Annotated in this window: 16 protein-coding genes and 1 pseudogene; 7 read left to right on the top strand and 10 right to left on the bottom strand. The window is 63.9% G+C overall.

Annotation, left to right across the window (positions count from 1 at the left end):
- Positions 1–158: 158 nt before the first annotated feature.
- Both AB6807_RS31565 and AB6807_RS31560 read right to left on the bottom strand, forming a co-directional pair.
- Complete coding sequence (locus AB6807_RS31565) at positions 159–1952, bottom strand: hybrid sensor histidine kinase/response regulator (protein ID WP_371087659.1); 1794 nt, start codon at positions 1950–1952, stop codon at positions 159–161.
- A gap of 282 nt (positions 1953–2234) precedes the next feature.
- Positions 2235–2666: a hypothetical protein gene (locus AB6807_RS31560; protein WP_371087658.1), complete on the bottom strand. Its 432-nt coding sequence runs from the start codon at positions 2664–2666 to the stop codon at positions 2235–2237.
- Positions 2667–2692: 26 nt separating this feature from the next.
- Here AB6807_RS31560 and AB6807_RS31555 point away from each other — a divergent pair, with 26 nt between their 5' ends.
- From AB6807_RS31555 to AB6807_RS31540, 4 genes are all read left to right on the top strand, one after another.
- On the top strand, positions 2693–2908 hold the full coding sequence (locus AB6807_RS31555; protein ID WP_371087657.1) for a hypothetical protein: 216 nt from the start codon (positions 2693–2695) through the stop codon (positions 2906–2908).
- A gap of 88 nt (positions 2909–2996) precedes the next feature.
- The gene (locus AB6807_RS31550) at positions 2997–4661 is read left to right on the top strand and encodes a peptide ABC transporter substrate-binding protein (protein ID WP_371087656.1); all 1665 of its coding nucleotides are present in this window, start codon (positions 2997–2999) and stop codon (positions 4659–4661) included.
- 32 nt (positions 4662–4693) lie between these two features.
- On the top strand, positions 4694–5341 hold the full coding sequence (locus AB6807_RS31545; protein ID WP_371087655.1) for an RraA family protein: 648 nt from the start codon (positions 4694–4696) through the stop codon (positions 5339–5341).
- Between the two features lie 104 nt (positions 5342–5445).
- Positions 5446–6585 carry an MFS transporter gene (locus tag AB6807_RS31540; protein WP_371087654.1) on the top strand — a complete coding sequence of 380 codons (1140 nt, stop codon included), beginning with the start codon at positions 5446–5448 and terminating at the stop codon, positions 6583–6585.
- A 1-nt stretch (position 6586) separates the two neighbouring features.
- Here AB6807_RS31540 and AB6807_RS31535 read toward each other — a convergent pair whose 3' ends face one another.
- Positions 6587–7324, bottom strand: a complete 738-nt coding sequence (locus AB6807_RS31535) for an IclR family transcriptional regulator (RefSeq protein WP_371087653.1) — start codon at positions 7322–7324, stop codon at positions 6587–6589.
- A gap of 451 nt (positions 7325–7775) precedes the next feature.
- On the opposite strand from AB6807_RS31535, the pseudogene AB6807_RS31530 reads away from it, so the two are divergent.
- Positions 7776–8082, top strand: a pseudogene (locus AB6807_RS31530) (ABC transporter ATP-binding protein); the annotation flags it as partial.
- A gap of 621 nt (positions 8083–8703) precedes the next feature.
- Positions 8704–9627, top strand: coding sequence for a 4-hydroxybenzoate octaprenyltransferase (gene ubiA / locus AB6807_RS31525; protein WP_371087709.1), 924 nt, complete (start codon positions 8704–8706; stop codon positions 9625–9627).
- Between the two features lie 600 nt (positions 9628–10227).
- Here the strand turns inward: ubiA and AB6807_RS31520 are convergent.
- The 6 genes from AB6807_RS31520 to AB6807_RS31495 all read right to left on the bottom strand — a co-directional run bounded on the left by AB6807_RS31520 (position 10228) and on the right by AB6807_RS31495 (position 19199).
- Positions 10228–10596 (bottom strand): hypothetical protein, encoded by a 369-nt coding sequence (locus AB6807_RS31520; protein ID WP_371087652.1) that lies wholly within the window; start codon positions 10594–10596, stop codon positions 10228–10230.
- Between the two features lie 17 nt (positions 10597–10613).
- On the bottom strand, positions 10614–11948 hold the full coding sequence (locus AB6807_RS31515; protein ID WP_371087651.1) for a TolC family protein: 1335 nt from the start codon (positions 11946–11948) through the stop codon (positions 10614–10616).
- Positions 11945–15073, bottom strand: coding sequence for an efflux RND transporter permease subunit (locus AB6807_RS31510; protein WP_371087650.1), 3129 nt, complete (start codon positions 15071–15073; stop codon positions 11945–11947). Before AB6807_RS31510 ends, AB6807_RS31515 begins: the two co-directional genes overlap by 4 nt.
- Complete coding sequence (locus AB6807_RS31505) at positions 15066–16193, bottom strand: efflux RND transporter periplasmic adaptor subunit (protein ID WP_371087649.1); 1128 nt, start codon at positions 16191–16193, stop codon at positions 15066–15068. Before AB6807_RS31505 ends, AB6807_RS31510 begins: the two co-directional genes overlap by 8 nt.
- Positions 16194–16246: 53 nt before the next feature.
- Positions 16247–16579 (bottom strand): hypothetical protein, encoded by a 333-nt coding sequence (locus AB6807_RS31500; RefSeq protein WP_371087648.1) that lies wholly within the window; start codon positions 16577–16579, stop codon positions 16247–16249.
- A gap of 1477 nt (positions 16580–18056) precedes the next feature.
- Positions 18057–19199: an FAD-dependent oxidoreductase gene (locus tag AB6807_RS31495; protein WP_371087647.1), complete on the bottom strand. Its 1143-nt coding sequence runs from the start codon at positions 19197–19199 to the stop codon at positions 18057–18059.
- Positions 19200–19299: 100 nt separating this feature from the next.
- Between AB6807_RS31495 and AB6807_RS31490 the strand changes: the two genes are divergently transcribed.
- Positions 19300–20022 (top strand): TetR/AcrR family transcriptional regulator, encoded by a 723-nt coding sequence (locus tag AB6807_RS31490; protein ID WP_371087646.1) that lies wholly within the window; start codon positions 19300–19302, stop codon positions 20020–20022.
- Positions 20023–21060: 1038 nt separating this feature from the next.
- Here the strand turns inward: AB6807_RS31490 and AB6807_RS31485 are convergent.
- Positions 21061–21345 carry a hypothetical protein gene (locus AB6807_RS31485; protein ID WP_371087645.1) on the bottom strand — a complete coding sequence of 95 codons (285 nt, stop codon included), beginning with the start codon at positions 21343–21345 and terminating at the stop codon, positions 21061–21063.
- Between the last annotated feature and the right edge of the window lie 80 nt (positions 21346–21425).

Below are 21425 nucleotides of genomic sequence, written 5' to 3'. Positions count from 1 at the left end.
GGCGGGAGGCGATGAACGTGAAGGCGTCACGGCCAGACAGGTGGTGGGCAGGGGGTCTGCATTTGCCCGCGCAGCGCGTCGACGGTGCAGGCCGCGACCTCGGCTTCCACAAACGGTCGAACGCGACCCGACTTTTTTAGAACTTGCTTGTGGCGTGTTCAGGTGCGACCGAGCAGCTTGTCGATGGCGTGCAGCAGCGTGCCTGCATCGACAGGCTTGAACAGCACGGGGACACCCGATTCACGCACCCGCCGCAGGCGCTCGGGCGCGGTCTCACCTGTGATCAGCAGGAGCGGCATCCGCGTGCCAGTGCGCCAACGCAGTCGCAGGCCAACATCGAGTCCGCTGCCACCATCGGCCAATCGATAGTCGCACAACAGCAGGTCGAACGCTCGCCCCTCGGCTTCCGCCTGAGACAGTGCCATGGCCGCCGTTCCCTCGTCGACCGCCGCCTGTACATCGAACGCATATGCGCGCAGCAACGCACACATCGCCTGACGGATCTCGGCCTCGTCGTCGATCAGCAGCACACGCCGCGGCAAGGCTGGCGTCCGAGACCGGGGCGGCATCGGGCGCGGCAATCCACCTGGCAGCAGGGCGTCCGGCGTCGGGCTGAGTGGCGCGGCGGGCGGGGGACGTGCTGCGCGCAGGTGCACGCGAAAACGGGTGCCGCGATCCACGCGGGAGTGCACCTGCACCTGATGATCGAGCAGTCGAGACAGCCGCTGCACGATGGACAGGCCGATGCCAAGGCCGCGTGCACGGTCGCGCTCCGAATTGTTGATCTGATAGAACTCCTCGAAGATGCGACCCAACTGCTCGGGCGCCATGCCGATGCCGGTGTCGCACACCTCGACCCACAGGCGCTCGCCGCGCGAGCGCACCCGCACGATGACGCCGCCGCGCACCGTGTACTTGAGCGCGTTGTCAACGAGGTTCGAGAGCATCCTCTGCAGCAGATGCGCGTCGCTGTAGACCCATGCACCACTGGCCTGTACTCGCAGCTGCAGGTCCGCCTGCTCGGCACGCGCCAGGAAGACATGGTTGAGCGACACCAGCAGCGTGTCGAGCGCGACGGGCCGCATCTCCGGTGTTATCACGCCGGCGTCGAGGCGGGAAACATCGAGCATGGTGTCCAGCGAGTGGCCCAGCGCGCTGACCGAACGCATGAGCCGCTCGGCATTCGGCTGCTCGGGGTGGTCGTGCAGCGCGTTCTGCAGCGCCGCACCGAACAGTGCGATGGCGTGCAGGGGCTGGCGGAGATCGTGGCTGGCGGCCGCAAGGAAGCGTGTCTTCTCCACGCTGGCGCGCTCGGTCGCCGCGATCTGCTCTGTCAGGCGACTTGCGAGCGACTCGTTCTCGAAGCGCAGGATCAGCGCATCGGTCAGTTGCTTGTGCTGCAAGACGCCTCGGCGCAGCGCAAACAGCAAGTAGGCCGTGCCTACGGCTGCCAGGAACAGGTTCACGCCATCGTTGTGCCAGAGCAATGCACCAATCAATCCTCCCATCATCGGGATGCCGTAGCCGAACAGCGAGGTCGTCAGGGGCCACAACGATTGCATGGCAAGGCCGCAGCCAACCATGATGAGGATGGCCATCAGGGCCGTCACCTCCGGATTGTGTGTCGATACGAAGAACCAAGGCACGGGTGCGGTGGCCACGCCGATGAGGGTCATCTGCAGGGTGTGCCTGCGTGCCCAACGGGGTCCATCGGCCAGTGGCACCCCGGCGTGCCAGCGAGGTGCGCACAGCACGTAAAGGTTCGCGCAGACCAGCATCGCCACAAAGGGCAGCACCATGGGCAACTTCAAATAGAAGTAGCCCATCGCGCCGCCGATGAAAGTGAAGCAGAGATGACCGCAAACACCGGCGTTGCGCGACGCATAGGCCGAGGAAAGATGCTCGCGCAGCACCCGCAGGCTGCTGGACGTGTCGCTGGTGGCAGTGTTCAACGCAGGACTGGGCGTAAAGTGCAGGTCGCGCGGATTCTGGCACGCGAACCGGTCCGTAGCTGGCCTTCGGCGACCAGGCTTCGGACAACACCGTTTTGTGCCAATGCGATCTCTGCAATGGGTCTTTGAGTCTGTTGCGAGCCGGCGGGCGCGCCGGGGCGCACAACGATATCGGCGCCCATGGTGTCCATGTGTGAGCCGATACCGGCTTGCCTGTCTCGTTTCAGGTCGAAAGCACCGCATTCACGCGGAGCGAGTTTGCACGGGCAATGGCTCCGCGCGCTACCAAGGCCACCACCAGTGGCGCGACTTTTGTTTGGCCTCGAGCGGCCGCAGGTCCAGGGTGTCGTAGGCCGGAAAGGCCGAACCAGCGCGGCGGCGCAGCTCCGCTTCGAGTTGATGCGCAATTCCGCGCGCCTCCCATTCGCCCTGCAGCGCCCGTCTTCGCCACTCGGCTGCTCTTTCGCCCAATTCCGCATCGGGCAGCGCTTCCAACTCCATCATGGACGAGATTGTGCCGGGGATTTTCACAGCCGGACCAGGACGCCCTCGACTGACACGCTCGCCCAGACCCCGCGAGGCCCCGGAGAGGCACTGCCCGTCAGCTGCAAGGATGGCATTTGACACGCGCTTTGCAGCACCCAGATCACTCCACGGCAGCGCCGGGAACGTTCCCGGCGCTCCGTTCAACGCGATGGAGCTTTCGCTGTTCATCGATCACTGGATCCTCGCGGCCCGAGATGGATCGCCTGCAGCGCGATGCGCAACAGGCCTTCGATCAGTCTCCGACCATTCGCGGCTTCGCCCGCAACGGCTTTCCGGTGCTGAACGTTGTCAGCACCCCTGAAGCTCTGGAGATCTATGCATTCTCGCCAGGTGGGACCCGGCCACGCTCGAAGCCAACTGGGTGCGCGTTCGACCACACGCAAGGCAATGAAGCCCGAAGCAAAAAGTGAGGCCCACGGGACATACCCCTTGACTCGGGAATCCAATTGCCTAAGATTCGCGATATTGTAATCCAATACTTTATATTAAGGATCGATCATGTCCACGGAACTTGTTGCTCAGGATCGGGCGTCGGATGGCTTGCGTTGTGTCTCCCGCCGATCGGTGCTGGTGTTGCCCGCAGCGTTGATGCTGCCGAGCCTCTCGATGGCGCAAGCGCCCGCGCCCAAGGGACAGAAAGGGCAGATCGTCGTGGGCGTCTCGCAGGAGCCGACCGTCTTCAATCCGCTCATGCCCCGCGTGGAAGTCGACCAGGGGGTGTGGTTCGCCTTGTTCAGTCCCCTGTGGCGCGCCGAACCGGACGGCACGCTGACGCCCGAGCTCGCCGTCGAAGTGCCGAGCCTGGAGAACGGCGGCATCTCGGCGGATGGCCTGAGCTGGAAGATCAAGCTGCGCAAGGGAGTGAAGTGGCATGACGGCAAGGAATTCACCGCCGAGGATGTGAAGTACACGCTGGACCTGATCAACAACGTTGGCTTCAAGGCCTACACCCGTCAGGGCCACAGCCTGGTGAAGGATATTTCCATCACCGATCCCTATGAGATCACATGGAAGATGTCCAAGGCATACGCGCCCTACCTCGCCCTGCTGGCCTGGACCTTCGTGGTTCCCAAGCACGTGCTGAGCGCGACCACCGATCCAAACACCGCGCCTTTCAATTCAGCGCCGATCGGCACCGGGCCGTTCAAGTGGGGCAAGCGCGTGGCCGGCCAGGGTGTGACGCTGGAGGCCAACAAGGACTACTTCGGCGATGGCCCGTACGTGGAGCGGGTGATCTTCAACTACATCCCTGACTCGAACATGCTCTACACGCAGTTCAAGACCGGCCAGATCGACTACATCGGCTACTACGGCATTGCGTCGCAGTACGTCAAGGAAGCCTCCTCGCTTCGCGATCGCAAGGTCGAGAAGATCAAGTTCTCCCAGATCGAAGGCATTGCCATGAACCTGGGCAAGCCCATCTTCCAGGACAAAGCCGTGCGCCGCGCGCTGTACGCGGGGATGAACAAGCGCGCCCTGATCGATTCGGTCTACTACGGCCTGCCGACCGAGTCCGAATCGATCACGCCGCGTTCATCGTGGGCATTCAATCCGGATTTGCCCAAGCACGCCTACGACCTCGCACTCGGGAACAGACTTCTGGACGAAGCGGGCTGGGTGCGCGGCGCCGATGGCACACGCGCCAAGGCAGGCCAGCGGCTGGAGTTCACGGCAGCCACCGTCTCGGGCAACCCGCAGCGCGAGCAGGTGCTTCAACTGCTCCAGCAGGACTGGCTCAAACTGGGCATCGCCATGCAGATCAAGACCATGCCGGCGGCGGTGGTCTTCGGCGAGTACTACACCAAGTCGCAGTTCGACTGCCTGCTGCTGTCCTCGACCTACGGTACCGGTGCCGATCCGGACCCGACCCAGCGATTCAGTTCTGCGGCGATTCCCGCCCAGGGCGGCTCGGGGCAGAACTTCTACCAATACAAGAATCCTGAGGTCGACCGGCTGCTGGCGGTGGCACAGGCAAGCTTCAAGCGCGCGGAGCGCAAGGAGGCGTACGGCAGGATCCAGGCTCTGCTGCGCGACGACCTGGTCATCTTGCCGATCTGCCAGACGCAGCCCGTCGAGGGAACCAAGGCCAAGCTGGTGGGCTACCGCTCGAATCCCAATGTCACCTGCAACACCTGGAACATCGGCAGCTGGCACTGGGCCTGAGCGCGGTGAACGCCCGCGGAAAGCAAGTCCTCATGACAAGCCACGCCAGGTTGGAAACACACGAAACGTCGACGCTGTACGACGCGGCCAGGCGGCTGGGCATCGATGCCGGCCTGGCCGGCGTCGCGCCGCTGGCGCCCGGAATGAAGGTGGTCGGCCCCGCCTACACCGTTCGTTTCGTGAGCAAGACATCCGGGCCCGCAGGCCCGGGCAGCTTCTATGACGTGATGGCAGCCGCCCCTGCCGCCAGCGTGTTGGTCGTCCAGGTCGGCGCCCCGCGATGGATCAGCGGCGCGAACATGTCGTGCTTCGCCCAGCACTCGGGTCTGGCAGGCATCGTCACGGACGGCTGCGTGCGGGATGTCGCGGTGCAGCGCAGCCGCAGCTTTCCGATTTTTTCGAAAGGCGTTTCCGTACAGGGCTATTCGGAGCTGCTGAGCCTTGGCGAGTCGAACATCGAGATCGAGTGCGGCGGCTTGCAAGTCAGCCCGAACGACGTGGTGGTAGGCGATGACGACGGTGTGGTCGTCCTGCCCCGCGCGAGAGTTGCAGAGATCCTGTACGAGGCGGACGAAATCGTGCAGCTGGACCATCAGCTGGCGGCCGCCATCGAGGCCCGAATGCCCTTGCGTGCGCTCGACGCATTGCGTCTGCAGTGGGCCCGCCGCAGGCTACGGTAGGTCCCGCGCATGGTCGAGAGCGCCGGCCGACGCCGCCACAGGGATCGGATCGCCGAATGACACCATCGGCATCGGCGCCTGCCGTGCGACGACCTGTCCCGCGGATGCTGGTGGCGGTCCTGCTGCTGACGCACATCGCCTACACGGGGATTCGGTTCGCGGTCACGCTGCACGCCCTCTTCCTGCGCGCAACGCCACTGCAGCTCGGCCTGCTCCTTTCTGCCTTTACCGTCGGACCGATGCTGTTCTCGGTGCGCATCGGCAGGCTGTCCGACAGGCTGGGCTGCGCGCCTGTCGCCGGCAGCGGACTGACGATGATGCTGGCCGGCGCGGTGGCTGCCGCGGCGGTGCCTGCGCTGCCCACGCTCTACCTCTCGGGGACCTTGGTCGGTACCGGGTTCATGGCGGTCTTCGCGGCGATCAACAATGCCATCGCCAAGCTCACGCGGGCCGAGCACATGACCCGGGCGTTCTCCTTGGTTGCCATGGCGGCCTCGGTGGCAGGCTTCATTGCGCCGCTGATCGCCGGCGCGGCACTTCAGGCGCTGGGCCACAGCGCGCCGTATCTTCTTTTCTGCCTGTTCCTGATGGCCGCGGCCCTCACCCTGAAAACATGCCTGCGCAAGTACCCCCTCACCGGCATGCCGTCCGCGCCACGCACCGCCTTCGGGTCGCTCGATCTGCTGAAGGACGCCCGCTTGCGTGCGGTCTTCCTGGCCGGCGCGCTGTTCTCGATGGGCTGGGACCTGTTCGTCTTCTTCGCGCCGCTGCAAGGCATCCGGGCCGGCCTGAGCCCCACGGCGGCTGCGGCCATCCTGTCTGCCCTCGCCGCCGGCATGTTCTCGGTCCGTCTGGCCGCTCCCCATCTGACCATCCGCTTCGGCGAATGGTCCGTCATGGCTGCCGCGATGTGCTTTTGCGCCGTGGCTTTCTTCGTCTACCCCTTGCTTACTGATTTCAGCGCCTTCCTGCTCGCCGCGTGCATGGTGGGCATGGGCCTGGGTTGCGCCCAGCCGGTGGCCATGACCCTGCTGTACCGGGCTGCACCGCGCGACCGAGTGGGCGAGGCAGCGGGCGTGCGCGGCACGATCAGCAGCGTGAGCCAGACGGTCTTTCCCACCCTCCTGGGCGGCCTTGGCTCGGCGGTCGGCATGCTCGCCGTGTTCTGGTGCGGCGCCGCACTGCTGGCGGTGGGCGCCTGGTGCGCACATCGCCGACGCGGGTCCAACGGGTCCGATCGATGACTCAGACGACGACCGAGCCGGCCGCCGCCGCGACCAGCCTCGCATACCTGCCTTCGATCTCCTTTGGGGTGAATCGATCGCCCGAGACGGACAGCGAGATCGCACCGGCCAACCGGCCATCCTGTGAACTCACACACGCTCCCAGCGAAAGGTCGTTGGCAATGTAGTCGCCCACGCTGATGGCATAGCCCTTGGCGCGGCAGGCGCTCAGCCGCTCGAGAATCTGCGACGGCTCGTGGACCGTCTGGGACGTGAAGGGCCCCAACGCGGTCTCTTCGAGCAGGCGTTTCACCACCGGTTGCGGCAGCGCCGCCATCATGGCAAGCCCCGCCGCGCTGGCGAATGCAGGGATTCGCGTGCCGATCATGACGCCGGTTGACAGCAGGTGCTTGCCCAGGATCCTCGAGACGAAAACAGCCTCGGAGCCATCGAGCACCACCAGGTTGACAGTCTCACCGGTCTCCCTGCCCAGCTGCACCAGACTCGGCATGGCGGCAGTGATCAAGGGGTTGGTGGACAGATAGACATGGGCCAAGCTCACTGCGCTCACGGTCACGCTCAAGATCTTCGTCACCGGGTCCTTGCTGAGATAGCCCAGGCTGATCAACGTGTGGATGAATCGCTGCGCCGTGCTCTTGTCGATGGACAGCTTGTGCGCGATTTGCTTGAGCGTCAGCCTTGGCTCGGTCCGACTGAACGCGCCGAGTACACGAAACGCCTTATGCACCGACGTCACCATCAAGGGGCTGGTTGCGGCCGCCCGCTGCGCCTGGTCTTGTGCGTATGGGATGCGATCTACCTCAGAGGTGCGAAGGCCGGGGCCTCGGCTTCGCCGTCGCGCGTCCAGTGCGTCCATAGCGAGACCCGATGTTGCGATGAGGACCCTCTGCGCCGCGGCAACAGGTGTCGAGCTTCAACGAAACCCGCAGTTGCTTCCCCAGGGTCACGACAACCAGCGCCACGATGGCCGGCGCGCCCGATAGAGAATTGGTCCGGCACCTCTCGATGCAGACCCTACCGCACCCATGACGCGCGATTTCGGCGGGCCCAGCGCAAAGCGCCGGCTTCGTTGCCGAAGCGGGTGATCTGGGGAATCCCATACTCGAGTCCATTTGCCGGCAAGTATTACATAAACATATTTCATATTGCTATCATCAGCAGGGCAGTGCAGTCAGGCGATCGGAACCGATGGCAAACGGCGCATGCTTGCGATCGCTCTGACCATCGCCGCCTGCCCTCGCCTCCTGCTGCTCGACGAGCCTGCAGCCGGCGTGCCGGAGGACGAGAGCGGCGAACTGTTCGACGTCCTTGCCGAATTGCCAGGACATCAGCGCTCTCTCCATCGAACACGATATGAACCTCGGCTTTCGTTTCTCGCGGCGCATCCTAGGGCAGGTTGCCAGGCAGATGCTCACCGGAGGAACGGTCGGCGAAATAGCCGCTGATCCTCGCGCTCGCGAGCTTTGCCTTGGTCACCCGGGAGCTGCGCATGTCTGAGGTGGCAGCATTCGAGTTCGAAGGCGTCGTCGCCGGCTGTGGCAACGCGGCGGTGCTGCACTCGGCCGGTGCAAAAGTGCATCCGATGACACGCCAGCGACGCGAGAGTGGTGGGGACCTTGCGGATCTCGCAGCTAGAGGCGTTCCGATACATAGGCACGTTTTCTCCGCCTGCGGGTGCGATACACATTGCCAGCAGCGCGTCCTGCGCCAATCAAGCCGTGACCGTCGGCGGGCGGCACTTGCCGACTCAGTCCCGTCTGGAAATGACACCGGAATTGGTGCAGCTGTCGATGGAGCGCAGCCGGCACCAGCGCCTGCGTTAGAACGCGATGGGAAGCCCCGCTGCGTACATCTTCACGGATGCCGTCTCGAACTGCAGATATGCATGCGCTGCTCGCGCATCTGCAGTCGCGCGGGTCAACACACTGGCTTTGCGAAAGACCTTCGGAGCGTCGCAGCAGCACTTCTGTCGAAATTGGCGGTGCGGCACGCGTTTTTCTGGAATCCGCTTCATCGCGGCATCACGCCCTGGCGCAACAGGAGCGGATATCAAGCAGACCGGCAGAGACTACGGCGCTGGACGCAATCGGACTCGTCAACACCCGCAAGATAGAACGAATGATCAAAACGCCTTTGAAGAAATCAGACCTCAGCGACATTCAGTTCACAAACTGGGTTGATCGCTGGCTGCCTAGAGGATGGCGTCCATATGCACGCCTTGCTCGACTTGACCGGCCAGTAGGGACATGGCTCACCCTGCTGCCTTGCCTCGCAGCTCTCGTTCAAGCGGCAGGCGGCATGCCCGATGTTCTTCGGCTGGTCGTGTTCTCCCTGGGCGCGCTCATCATGCGCAGTGCCGGATCCACCGCGAACGACATTGCGGACCGGAAGTTCGACGCCCATGTCGAGCGAACGCGCTTTCGGCCACTGGCCAGTGGGGCGTTACGAACGCGGCAGGCATTGATGTTCTTGCTGGCGGAATTGGCACTCGCCGCCGGGCTTCTCATATTTCTGAATCCGTTGTCTCGATGGCTCGCCCTCAGTCTCCTGCCACTGGTATTTGTTTACCCGCTCTGCAAACGATTCACGCACTGGCCACAAGTGCCATTGGGTGCGGCCTTCAACTGGGGAATGCTGATGGCGTGGTCAGACACACAGGGAACGGTCCCAGCAGGTTCGATCGCGATGTGGCTTGGCGCGATCACGTGGCAAGTCGGCTACGACACGATCTATGCGTATGTCGATGTCGCAGACGACGCGAGACTCAAACTTCGCTCAACCGCGATACTTTTCGCGGAAAAAGGCCGCCAATGGATCGGCGGGTTCTACGCGGCCACGGTGCTCTTTTGGACACTGGGGGGATGGCTTCTTTCCATGTCGCCCTTGTACTTCGCCGGAATGTTGATCGTCGCCTCTCATTTGGCATGGCAAGCATGGCAGATCGACGTGAGTCAGCCGGGCCTGAATTTCAAACTGTTCAGGGCGAACATAACGACCGGAGTGATTCTTTTTGCATCTAGCATTTGTGGAACTTTCGCGTAAAGGTGAGTTGATGAACAGGCTCTCCGCCAAAGTAAAAGTGAGCCGATGGGGAAACGACAGAATTCCTAGACTGTCTTGAAGAGAGTTCTTTTGTTCATACGAAGGGCGCAGCCGAGCCGTCGAGCCCTGATTCAAGCTCGGCAAACAGGTTGCCGCAACCATTCTTCGGTGGGGTGACCCGACTACGAATGCTGTGCAGAGCTGGCATCGCGAGTAAGAGCTGTCCTTGGACTTGCCGCGTGGCCAGGTGCGTTCAACGCGGAACTACTCTCAGGTCCAAACAGGAAAAGCTGTCGAGCACGGACGCTGCCTCGCCTCCACTCACGCGGCGCTGAGCTGTCGAGCACGGAATTCGCCACCTGCCTGGAGTGGTGAACTGCATCCGATGCTTCGCGAGCGCGCTGCAGCAGCCCCCTGGTTATCCTCGACGCAGCCCCGACACATCACCGAAGGCTTGTTCATCCTGTTCAGCGTCCGCTCGGAACGCGAAGTCAGGGCGCGGATGCGATGCAGGACACCGTCTCCAGCATCGCATGTCGGCCAAAAGCCGAGGCGCCTGGCGATCGCGAAATGATGCACTGAACCAGCGCTTGAAGACGTTCATGCAACCACTCCAGGTTGGAAGGATGTGGTGGCGTCACGCCACGCGAAGGCAGGAGAGATGGGCGACGCGAGACCACCCAAGGTTTCAAGGCGAACCAGCACCACAGGCAGCGTGGTGAGGTGCAATGCCAGGCACTGCACCAGCCGCGTCGCGGTGCCCAAAGGCCCCTGGAACTCGCCGCTCAGCGCCCACTTCACCGGCGGCAAGCCGAGGGGCTGCTCTTCCGCGCGGCGCCAGTGCAAGTGGGCGTCGAAGAAACCGCAGCGCATGGAGTCGCGCGCAGCGCCCAGCGCGTCGGCGTGGACGATGATCGTCAGGCGGTGATGGAGCAGACGGACAGCCGGTCCGGGATCGAATTCAGCCACAGCGAATCTCCTTGCTGTCAGAGCGCAGGCCGCATGCCCACGCTGAGTTGGAGTTGGACAGAGGCTGAAGCCAGGTCCGCCTGTGCCTGCAGATAGGCGAGATACGCGTCATCGGCCGAACGCTGCGCAGCAAGGAACTCCAGCAGCGAGGACTGTCCGTTGCGGTAAGACAGGCGAATTCCGGACAGCACTTTCTGCGAATCGGCCAACACCGATTTGCGGTAACGGCGCAGGTTTTCGCGCGCGGCAACAAACTGCGCGAAGCTGGCGTGAACCTCGGCATCGGTCTTGAGTTCAGCTGCGCGCAGGCCCAGCATCGCCTGAGTGACCGCCGACTCGGCCTGAATCACTTCACCGTCCTGCAGGCGCGAGAACGGGAGCGGCATCGAAACCTCCAAGGCCAACGTGCGAGAGACCGGCGAGCCACGCGTCTCCTTGCCGTCGCCGTCGAAGGTGCTGCGGCCCATGGGCGTGCGGCCGGTCGTCAACTTCACGGTCGGGTTCACATATCGGTTGGCCTGCACCAGTTCCGCGTTGGCGCGTGTGCTGCTAAGGGTCGCGCGTGCGATCAGGACCTCATCGCGCGCGTCGAGCGCCTGGCGGATCAGGGCGTCGACGTCCTCGTCCGGAGAAAAACCGACGAACTCGCAGTTCAGGCGGGATTGCCCGAACAGCTCGCCGAGATTCTGTCCCAGCGGCACCTCAAGGTTCCGCATCGCAGCCTGTGCGTCGGCGCGTGCTTTGAGCACACCAGCCTGGAACTGGTCTCGCTCAGTCCGCGATTGCAACAACTCCAGCCCGCCTGCATCACCCACCTTGCGGCGTACCTCATTGACTCGCACGACCTCGGACAGCGATTGCAGTGAGGACTCTTGCCGCACCAGCGCTTCGCGCGTGCGGCAGGCTTCCGCGAAGGCTGAGGCCGAATCGCTATAGAGCTGGTGCTTGAAGCCTTCCACATTCGCTTCGGTCAACTTCACGTTGCTCTTGGCAAATCTGATTCGCTTGTCACGCTTGCCGCCGATCTCGATCTCCCATTCGAGTGCGACCGTCCGGCTGACCGGCGGCTTGAGCACGACGGTTTTGCTGAACTCTTTAGGGCCGTAGCCGAGGGTGAGCTTCGGGTCGGGCCTGACTCCGGCGATCGACACCCCAGCCTCGGCGGCGGTGATCGACTGGCGCTGAGATGCGAGATCCAGACTGTGCTTTTCTACGGCCTCGAGATAGTTGGCGAAATTGACGGCCGTCGCATCGGTGGTCGTGACCGTAGCCGGTCCTTGCGCGCAGGCGATGCCCGTGCACAGCGAAAGCAGCGCCACGCAGACGCGGTGCCAATGGATGTTCTTTTTCATGCCTGCTCCAGGAGATCCGCGTCTTGCGCGGCGGTCTCGGCTTCAGCGCGCCGCTTGGCAGCGGCCTCCGCCTGGGTTTCGATAAGGTGGTAGAGCGCTGGCAACAGCACCAGCGTCAAGAGGGTCGCAGTGACAAGGCCGCCGACGACGACGGTCGCCAGCGGACGCTGCACGTCGCTGCCCAGGCCCATGGCCAGCATGGCGGGCGTGAGGCCGAAGGCGGCCACAGTGGCGGTCACGAGCACCGGGCGGATGCGGCTGCGCGCACCCTCGATCACCGCTTCGCGCAGCGGCCGCCCCTCATCGCGGCGCAGCCGATTGATCTGCGAGATCATCAGCATGCCGTTAAGCACTGCAACGCCGAACAGCGCAATGAAGCCGACCGCGCTCGAGACGTTCAGCGTCATGCCGCGCAGGTGCAGCGCAGCCAGGCCGCCGAGCATGGCCAACGGCACCACCAGCAGAACCATCGCCGGCTGCCGCAGGTTGCCGAACTCGGCGAACAGCAGCAAAAACATCAGGGCCAGCGTCATCGGCAGGATCACCATCAGCCGGGCTTGCGCGCGCTCGAGGTTTTCGAACTGGCCGCCCCAGGCGATCTGATAACGCAGGTGGTCGTACTTCACCTCGCGCTCGATGGTCGACTGCGCCTGTGCCAGGAAGCTCGATAGATCGCGGTTGCGCGCGTTGAGCTTCACCGTGAGGTGCCGGCGCGACGACTCGCGCGTGATGGTGGTCTCACCTGACACGGTGCGAATGCTCGCGACCTGCCCCAGCGGCACCTTGGCGCCGCCCGGTGCGGTCAGCAGCAAGCCGGCGATGGCGTCGGGGTCGTTGCGCGTGACTTCGGGGAAGCGCACCGACATGTCGTAGTTCTTCTCGCCGACGTAGACATGGCCGATGGCCGCCCCGCCCATGCCGGTGGAGATGAGGTCACTCACGTCCGACACGTTGATACCGTAGCGCGCGGCAGCCGCGCGATCGACCTCGATCTTCAGGTTGGGCAGCGGCGGCTCCTGGTCGATGGCCACGTCGACCGCCCCCGGCACCTTCTCGAGCACGCTGACCACGTCGCCCGCGATGCGCCGCATCTCGTCCAGGCTGTCCCCGTAGACTTTCACCACCAGGTCGCTGTGCGCGCCCGAGAGTTTGTCCTGCACGCCGTCGATCATGGGTTGCATGAAGCCCACGGTGAAGCCGGGCAGCTGCTTGTAGCGCTCGGCCAGCTTGGCGATGAGCTCCTGCTTGCTGAGACCCGACTTCCACGTGCCGTAGGGATGCAGCCCCACGCTGGCCTCGATGTGCGACACGGTCCATGGGTCGGTGCCGTCGTCGTTGCGGCCCGTCTGCGTGACCATGTACGAGACCTCGGGAAACTCGCGCGTGGCCTTGCGCAGTTCGTTGGCGAGGCCCGTGGCCTTCTCGAGCGTGATGCCCGGCGGCATCGTCACCTGCAGCCACAGCGAGCCCTCGTCGAGGTACGGCAGGAAATCACGCCCGATCGTGCTGCCCAGCCCGACCACGCCCAGCAATGCCATCCCGCAAGCGACCACCACCCAACGCGTCTTGCCCAACACGCGCGCGAGAAAGACTTCATAGCGCTCGGTGAGCCGCTCCAGCGGTCGGTTGCGGAACGTGCGGCTCGGCTTGCGAAACGCCAGGTACGCCAGCCCCGGAATGAGGGTGAGCGCCACCAGCAGTGCACCCACCAGCGCCGAGCCGACCGCGAAGGCCATCGGCGAGAACAGCTTGTACTCGATGCGCTGGAACGCGAACAGCGGCAAGTAGGCCGCGATGATGACCAGCATTCCGAAGAAGATCGGCCGCGCCACCTGCACCGTGGCGGCAATGGCGTCGGTCGGGGTGAGGGGTCTGTCTTGCGCCTGCTCGCGCCGCCGCAGGATGCCTTCGACCAGCACCACCGCGCCGTCCACCAGAATGCCGAAGTCGATCGCGCCCAGCGACAGCAAGTTGGCCGGCACGTTCAGGTGCCGCATGAAAATGAAGGCGATCAGCATCGACAACGGTATGGTCAGCGCGACGATGGCCGCTGCGCGCGGACTTCCGAGTGACAGCAGCAGCACCAGCGTGACCAGAGCGATGCCCTCTATGAGCGTCTTGCCGACCGTGTGCGTGGTGGCGTCGATGAGCGCCGCGCGGTCGAGGTACGGCACCACCTTGACGTCCTTGGGCAGCAGGTTGTCGTTGAGGTCTTGCACGGCCGCATGCACGGACTGGATCACCTGAGATGCCTGCGCATCCTTCAGCAGCAGCGTGATGCCGGACACGCTGTCAGGGTTGTCGTCCTTGCCCAGGATGCCGCGCCGCTCGACGTTGCCGAAACTCAGCGTGCCCAGGTCCTTCACCAGCACCGGCGTTCCCGACTTGGCCGTGACCACCACGTTGCCCATGTCCTGCAAGCAGCCAATCAGGCCTGATCCGCGCACCACATAGGCTTGCTCGCCGCGGTTCATGAGGCTGCCGCCGGCACTGCCGTTGTTGGCATTGATGGCGTCCTTGATCTGCTGCAGCGTCACGCCGTACTGCACCAGTTTCGCGGGGTCGAGCGACAGCATGAACTGCGTCGTCAGCCCGCCGAAGTTGGCCACGTCGATCACGCCACTGACTTTCTTCAGCCGCGGGATGACGGTCCAGAACTGAAGTTCCGATAGTTCGCGCAGGTCGCGTGTCTTCGACTCGAGCGTGTAGCGGTAAATTTCGCCGATGGGCGAGGTGTATGCATCCAGTCCCGGCGCAGCACCATAGGGGAGTGTGACACCGCTGATGCGCTCCTGCAGCCGCTGGCGCGACCAGTAGCCGTCGGCCCCATCTTTGAAGACCACGACGATCAGCGACAGGCCGAAGGTGCTCTTGGAGCGCAGCACACGCAGCCCCGGCGTGCTGAGCAGCGCGCGCTCCAGCGGCACGGTGATCTGCTGCTCGACCTCCTCGGCGGCGAGGCCCGGCACCTGCGTGACCACCTGCGAGGTGACGTCGGCGATGTCGGGGTAGGCCTCGATGGGCAACTGCGTCCAACAGACCCAGCCGTAGAGCGCGACGAACGCGAAGACGATCCACGCAATGCCGCGCCGGCGAAAGCAAAGGGTGACGAGACGCTCAATCATTGAGGAGCACTCCTTCCCTCACGGCGATGCGCTCGCCGGCCTGAAGCCCCGACAAGATCTCGATGTGCTCACCGATGACCGGGCCCACCGTGACGCTGCGAGCCTCGAAACTGAAGGGCGCTTTCTCGACGAACACCTTGGTGTAGAGCCCGCTTTGCACCAGCGCCGAGGCCGGCACAGTGAGCGCCGGATGCGCGTCGCCCGAGAACACCACCTTGGCGAACATGCCCGGGCGAAAGAGTCCCTGATGGTTGTCGACGACCACACGAACTTTCACGGTGCGCGTGTCGGCGTCGAGCACTTCGCCGATGTACTTCACAGTGCCGCCGAAGGATTGGTCGGGGTAGGCACTGAGGTCGATACGCGCCTTCTGGCCCACACGCAACGCCGCGATGTCCTTCTCAGCAACATTGGCCGTCAGGAACACAGTCGAAAGATCGGCAACGGTCATGATCGGCGCGTTGATGTCGTTCCAGTAGCCGCCTTGTGCGCCCGACATGTCGATCACGCGGCCATTGATGGGCGAGCGCAGGACGTACGCACGATGCGACGCGGCACCGACTCCGGCGCCGAGCTGAGCGAGGCGACCCCGCGCAACCTGCGCGTCGCTGGTAGCGGCGCCGAAAGCGAGCTCGGCCGCTTCGTAGTCCTTGCGCGCGGCAATGTCGGCATCGAACAGCAGCTTCTGCCTCGCGAAGTCGCGCTGCGCCTGACGCAGCGTGGCATCGGCCTTGGTGGCATCGCCGTAGGCGCTGCCGAGGTCGGCCGAGTCAAGCGTGAAAAGCGCATCGCCGGTCTTCACGGCGTCGCCAAGCGCGCGTTCCAACTTGACGATGCGTCCCGTCACTGGCGAGGTGACTTTCACGAGTTTCTCTGGCGCAGCCTCGATGCTGCCGGGCGCGGAGATCGGTCGTTCCACCGAACGCGATTCGACCGCAGCCACCTGGATCGTGACGCGCAGCGGCGAGTTCTCCGGAACGACGACCAAGGGGCCGTCGTGCACCACGGTGCGAACCGTTGGCGCGGACCGGGCAGCAGCAGTCCATGCGATCCTCTTGTCCGCGTCGCATCCGGCGAGCGTGAAACCCGCGACCAGCGCGGCGATAAGGGTTTTGTTCAAGGTTCTTCTCCTGGGGATCGAGAAATCTGTTGTTGTGGCGATGTGCCCCGCTCTCACAGCCGCACGCCCCGCATCGGCACGCAGAAGGAGAGCAGCCGCTTGAGCAGCCCCGTGCGAACAGAAGCGCGGAACGCGCGACCGCCAGCCTCGGCGCAGCGGCGGCGAGCCGGACGCGTCAGCCGGCGGAAGACTTCGTCGCGCTGCCAGGCCGGCAGCGTCGAGAGCGCGTCAGCAATGACGCGCCCGGAGCGTAGCGGGAGGGGGGCCGCGAAAGCGGCTGGGCCGTGGCTTTGCAGCAGAGCCTGCAAAGCCAGTGGGCGATGATGGGTCAGCGCGACATGCTGCGCGCGGCCCAATGCCTCGCGGCGGTGCGAGAGGGCGAACATGATGAGGACTCCTGCGGCATCGGCGCGCAGGAGTCCTCACGCCTTCGTTCAGGCGATTCGAGGCCTCCGGGTCAGCGCCGGATGCAAGTTCAATGAATGAGTGGAAGAAATGGCGGGTGCGCGCGAGCGCCAACTAGGGTCTGGGTCCATCGACTTCTCCTTGGGCTCTGCTGAGCCGATTGATGCAACGGAAGCTCCGTGCATGGACGCGCGCGCGCACACCGCTCGGAAGCAGGCCAAGGATCGCGGACGCGACGTGGCCTCCCCGAGAGGGAGGAAGAATCAATGATTGGACGAAACGAGATGGGCGCGCGACGCCGAGCCTCCAGAGGAGGGAGACAGGGCATCGGCGAAAAGGCTGCGGTCGGCTCGGCGACCTTCAACCCTGGAAGCGGGCGTTCAGGAAGCCGGGCAGTCAACAGCGGCCATCACGGCACGCTTCACATCACTGCTGCAACAACTGGCACTGTCCACGCACTGCGCTCCAAAAAATAAGATGGACGAATTATTGCAACGCAGCAATGCACGCGTCAACAAATTCTCTCCAACTTTCCCAAATACTTAGCTGTCAAATTCGGTCATTCAAAGTCGAGTCGCAAGTTCGCATCTGTCGCAGGTCATCCCACCCTCCGATGCCGTCCGCGCCACGCGTCCGCAGGGCAGATTTCACTTGCACAGTAGGCACCCTCTCCCCTTTAAAGACGCGCTCGGCCGATGCGATTGGATGTTGGGTCGATGAGATCCACGCGCGTAGGCTTTCCATTTTTCATGGCGCCTTATCTCTCCCTTGGGGGCTACCCGATTTCGAAATCGCGCGCACTTGAACGCGACGGTCACGTGGTTGCAGGGCGGCTTCTCTCAATGATCGACGGGATGGCTGAGCGCAGAGCATCCCCAATGCAGAGGCGGAATACGGCTTGCGACCTCTCCAGGCAGACCTCCCGGAAATATCGGCTGTGATGTGCAACTACGACGGACGTACTGCTCGTCGTTGCGGCGAGCCGTGGCCTCAGCACGCAGCGCAGTCGCCGGAGCAAGGCGTTGGTGGATAAAACACGCGTCCGTCACGCAGGCGCCTCAGCGCTCCTCGTCCACTTCCCGGGGAGCGAACAGGCTCGGTGCTGGCCGACTGGCGGCCATCAAGCGCAACGCGTCAAATCGGGCCACAGGTGGCGCACCCGTCGACCACGCGTTGTTTCCCGAAGTGGACTGAAGAGGAGGGTCGAGGACGACCCGCTCGCATGGGGGTCTCAGTCCATCTGAATTCGACCTCTTTGGGAATATCGAAAGACGGGCAACCATGCGCGTGCGGCAAATCCGTGCTGAAAGGAGCAGCAGTCTGACGCTGCGGGCTTGCTTTCGCACAGACCCGCCGAAATTCACGCCAAGCAGTGATCAAGGCCGATCGGGACGCCGCCTTCGCGCGTGGCCTGCGCCACAAAATCCAGGCGGGGGCGCCCGGCCCCGACCATGTGGCTCAACCGTCCTGGGTTGAAGGCCCCGCGCTCTGAAAAAACCGCACGAGACTGTGCGGTGCGTCGTCGTCCAGACACAGGTTCAGAACCTGAGCTGAGCCGGCCGACGCGGCCGCACTGCGAGGAAAGAGTCTTGTCTCGTACGCCAAGAGGGCGGCCTCAACGTCCCCAGGCGACCCGGCGATGGCCTCCGCAAGCTCCGCACCGTCGATCATCGCGAGATTTGCGCCCTCCCCGACGGGCTCCATCACATGGGCGGCGTCTCCCAGCAGCGTCACTCCAGGAACGCGTTCCCATCGATGGGTCGCAGGCAAGGTGTGGACAGGTCGAAACACCGGGTCCGTTTGACCCTCTGTGATGAGCGCGGTGAGCGATGGGTGCCATCCGTCGAATTCTGCCGCGGTGCGGACCAGTGCATCTTGTGGATCGGCAGCCTCCATCTCCCGGACCCAGGCCAACGGTTTGCGCACCGCAACGTAGGTGTGCAACCTGCCATCCGGCTCGCGATGCGCGAAGATGGCCTGTCCCGGCGCCGTCGCAAAAAATCCGCCGCTGCCCACCGCTTGCGCGGTTGCAGGATGTCGGGCTTCGACATCTGCCAGATAGGTCTCGATGTAGGTGACGCCGATATACGTTGGCGTCGCGCCGGAAACCAGTGACCGAACCCTCGACCAGGCACCGTCAGCGCCTACAACGAGATCGGCTTTCACAACGCTGCCATCCGCGAAGGTCATCGCGTGCCGCGCGTGCGCCGCTGCGCGGACCGACTCGACCCTGCGCCCCCAATGCACTGTTCCGATGGGCAGTGACTTCAGCAGCAGTGCCCGCAGGTCTGCCCTTCGGACTTCTGGCCTGCCACCGGAACCGCCGTCGGGCTGGTCAAGCAGCACGGTGGCGTCTCGGTCGAGCACTCGCGTCGCCTGGCCGCCGGAATGAATCAATCCGACGAACTCGTCGTACAGCTGTGCGGTCTTCAAGGCGACCTGTCCGCTGTCGTCGTGGATGTCGAGCATCCCGCCCTGCGTGCGCGCTGCAGGCGACGCCTCGGCTTCGTACACCGTCGAGGCAATGCCGTGTACGTGGAGCACCCTGGCAAGCATCAGGCCGCCAAGGCCGGCGCCCACGATGGCGATCGTTTGAGTCATGTGAAATCCTTTGCAATGGAAAAGCCATCCCGCCATCAAGGCGCATGGAACGTCATTCCATGGATCATGGAGCGTCGTTCCATATGTGTCAAGATGGCGCATGGCAAAGAAATCACCTTCAACCCCGCGGCGCGAGGATGCCCTCTCGCGGGATCGCATCGTCGAAGCAGCCATCGAACTGCTCGACAGTGCCGGAGAACCCGGGCTCACCTTTCGCGCGCTTTCGGACGTGCTCGCGACCGGGCCCGGGTCCATTTATTGGCACATCGCCAACAAGAGCGAACTCCTGGTGTCCGCTTGCGATGCGCTCATTGCGCAAACCATGGCTTCGGTGGACGAAGCCGGCGCGCCCGAGGCCAGGATTCGCGCCATCGCGTTGGGGATGTTCGCCGCCATGGACGAACATCCTTGGATAGGATCGGCGCTGCTCGAAGCGCCGGGGCAGTCGCCCATGGTGCGCTTGTTCGAGCGCATCGGCCAACAAGTTCAGGCGCTCGGTGTGCCGGATGCCGCGCAATGGACGGCGGCGTCAACGCTGTTGCACTACATCCTTGGCGTGGGTGGGCAAAACGCAGGGAACCGGACGTGGGCGCAAACCCGCGGCATTGACCGGGCGCATATGCTGGGCAGCGTCTCCGCAGCCTGGCGCGCCCTCGATCCTACGGAGTACCCTTTCACGCGCGCCGCGGCGGACCAGTTGAGGGACCACGATGACCTGGGCGACTTTGTCGCAGGAATCGACCTGATCCTGAGCGGACTGCGGGGACTGTCCGCACCAGATGCGCGCAGACGTCCCGCTGCGCGCAACGAACGGCGGCCCTAGGCGCAAGAACGCTGGTCGCCGCACTGGCACTGCTGAATGAACCTGCCCAACAACGTTGGCGTGCGCAGAAGATGGTGGATTGAAAAAACGCCGAGTTCTTTCGCGCACTTTGACGATCAAGCCAGGCCCCTGACGCCACGCGATGGCCAGCCTCCTGGCGAAGCCCTCTCATGGGCCAGGACCTTGATCGGGTGTCCGCTCGTGCAAGTCCGCTCAGGCGTGCAGGTGCGCAACGCCAATGGACTCTCACACCGTACCAACCACACAATCGCGCCCCATGGACGGTCACCGTCGACCAGCATCGTCCCGAGACGGTACGAGCAGGTCTCGAACTTCAGCCCGATTCCTTTAACGCGGTGCCGTGGATCTGAAGCTCGATCAGCGCCGGGACATCTGCTCCCACATGAGCGTGATGCGCGTCCAGATGATTCTCGAACAGCGCTACCCGCAGTAAGCGTCATTCACGCCGACCATCTTGAAAGCGGGCGGGGAGCATGGGAGCCTCGTGTCCACCTCGACTCCGATCTGCCCCCGAAACCTGGACGAACCGAGGAATCGAAGTGACCAGGTACACAGAGAAACAGAAGCTTGCCGCCGTCATGGCCTACACAAAGGGCGCTGGCGGCCTGCGCGCAGCCTGGCACGTCGATGCCGCAGTACCGATGGCTTACGGCATCAGCGCCAATCTGCTGCGGCGATGGGTGCGAGGCCGAGATGAAGCCAAGACGCGAGGAGAGGACCAGCGCTCACGCCACAACGCCGTGCTGTACGCCAAGGTCCTTCCGCAGCGCAGCCGGCGCTGTGCGCAGCTCATGCAGAGCGGTACTTCAAGGAGCTAGGCTGCGGAGAGCGCGCAGCCAGTATGGTGGCTACCGAAGCATGCGGCGCCGGACTCGGATCTACCCAACCGACGCGCTTGGGCTCGTGTCACGATGAAAAAAGCTTGGCAGCGAACGGAGTCACCAGCTGGAGCGTAGGGTGCAACTGATCGCGTGCAAACTGTGCTCTGGGGCCACGCTGCGTCCGTCGGCCTGGAATCTAGGCTTTGTCATCGGTCAGCTCCCGCTCCAGTGACTCATTCACCTTCTTCAACTTCTTACTGGAAGCACTGAGCTGCTTTTCCAATGCACTTGTCTGCTCGACTGCACGATCCACATCGGATGACACGGTAGCTTTCGGCAGGTTGGTGTCTAAAACGGCGTGCACGACCGCCAGGTCGTCCGCTGCCTTCTCGACTGCTTGTGTCGCCTCCTTGTTTTCTTTCAGCGCTTCGGCAAGCCCGGTTGCGCTCTGAGTGCTTGAAAGTGGCTTTTGCTTGGGCATGGCTTTCCTCGGATTGAGCGACTTTGCTGATGCTAGCCAAGAATGCAAGATTACCAACACGTTGTACAGAAGTTGAGCTT

The sequence above is a fragment of the Variovorax sp. RCC_210 genome, assembly GCF_041355175.1.
GTDB lineage: Bacteria > Pseudomonadota > Gammaproteobacteria > Burkholderiales > Burkholderiaceae_C > Variovorax.
The sequence above is the reverse complement of the archived record's forward strand: the minus strand, read 5'-3'. Positions and strand labels throughout refer to the sequence as shown.

What these genes read in the sequence shown, in the direction of transcription:
- AB6807_RS31560 (WP_371087658.1), bottom strand. Translation starts at nt 2,666, where the DNA reads ATGAACAGCGAAAGCTCCATCGCGTTGAACGGAGCGCCGGGAACGTTC.
- AB6807_RS31555 (WP_371087657.1), top strand. Translation starts at nt 2,693, where the DNA reads ATGGATCGCCTGCAGCGCGATGCGCAACAGGCCTTCGATCAGTCTCCG.
- AB6807_RS31550 (WP_371087656.1), top strand. Translation starts at nt 2,997, where the DNA reads ATGTCCACGGAACTTGTTGCTCAGGATCGGGCGTCGGATGGCTTGCGT.
- AB6807_RS31545 (WP_371087655.1), top strand. Translation starts at nt 4,694, where the DNA reads ATGACAAGCCACGCCAGGTTGGAAACACACGAAACGTCGACGCTGTAC.
- AB6807_RS31540 (WP_371087654.1), top strand. Translation starts at nt 5,446, where the DNA reads ATGCTGGTGGCGGTCCTGCTGCTGACGCACATCGCCTACACGGGGATT.
- AB6807_RS31535 (WP_371087653.1), bottom strand. Translation starts at nt 7,324, where the DNA reads ATGGTGACGTCGGTGCATAAGGCGTTTCGTGTACTCGGCGCGTTCAGT.
- ubiA (WP_371087709.1), top strand. Translation starts at nt 8,704, where the DNA reads ATGATCAAAACGCCTTTGAAGAAATCAGACCTCAGCGACATTCAGTTC.
- AB6807_RS31515 (WP_371087651.1), bottom strand. Translation starts at nt 11,948, where the DNA reads ATGAAAAAGAACATCCATTGGCACCGCGTCTGCGTGGCGCTGCTTTCG.
- AB6807_RS31510 (WP_371087650.1), bottom strand. Translation starts at nt 15,073, where the DNA reads ATGATTGAGCGTCTCGTCACCCTTTGCTTTCGCCGGCGCGGCATTGCG.
- AB6807_RS31500 (WP_371087648.1), bottom strand. Translation starts at nt 16,579, where the DNA reads ATGTTCGCCCTCTCGCACCGCCGCGAGGCATTGGGCCGCGCGCAGCAT.
- AB6807_RS31495 (WP_371087647.1), bottom strand. Translation starts at nt 19,199, where the DNA reads ATGACTCAAACGATCGCCATCGTGGGCGCCGGCCTTGGCGGCCTGATG.
- AB6807_RS31490 (WP_371087646.1), top strand. Translation starts at nt 19,300, where the DNA reads ATGGCAAAGAAATCACCTTCAACCCCGCGGCGCGAGGATGCCCTCTCG.
- AB6807_RS31485 (WP_371087645.1), bottom strand. Translation starts at nt 21,345, where the DNA reads ATGCCCAAGCAAAAGCCACTTTCAAGCACTCAGAGCGCAACCGGGCTT.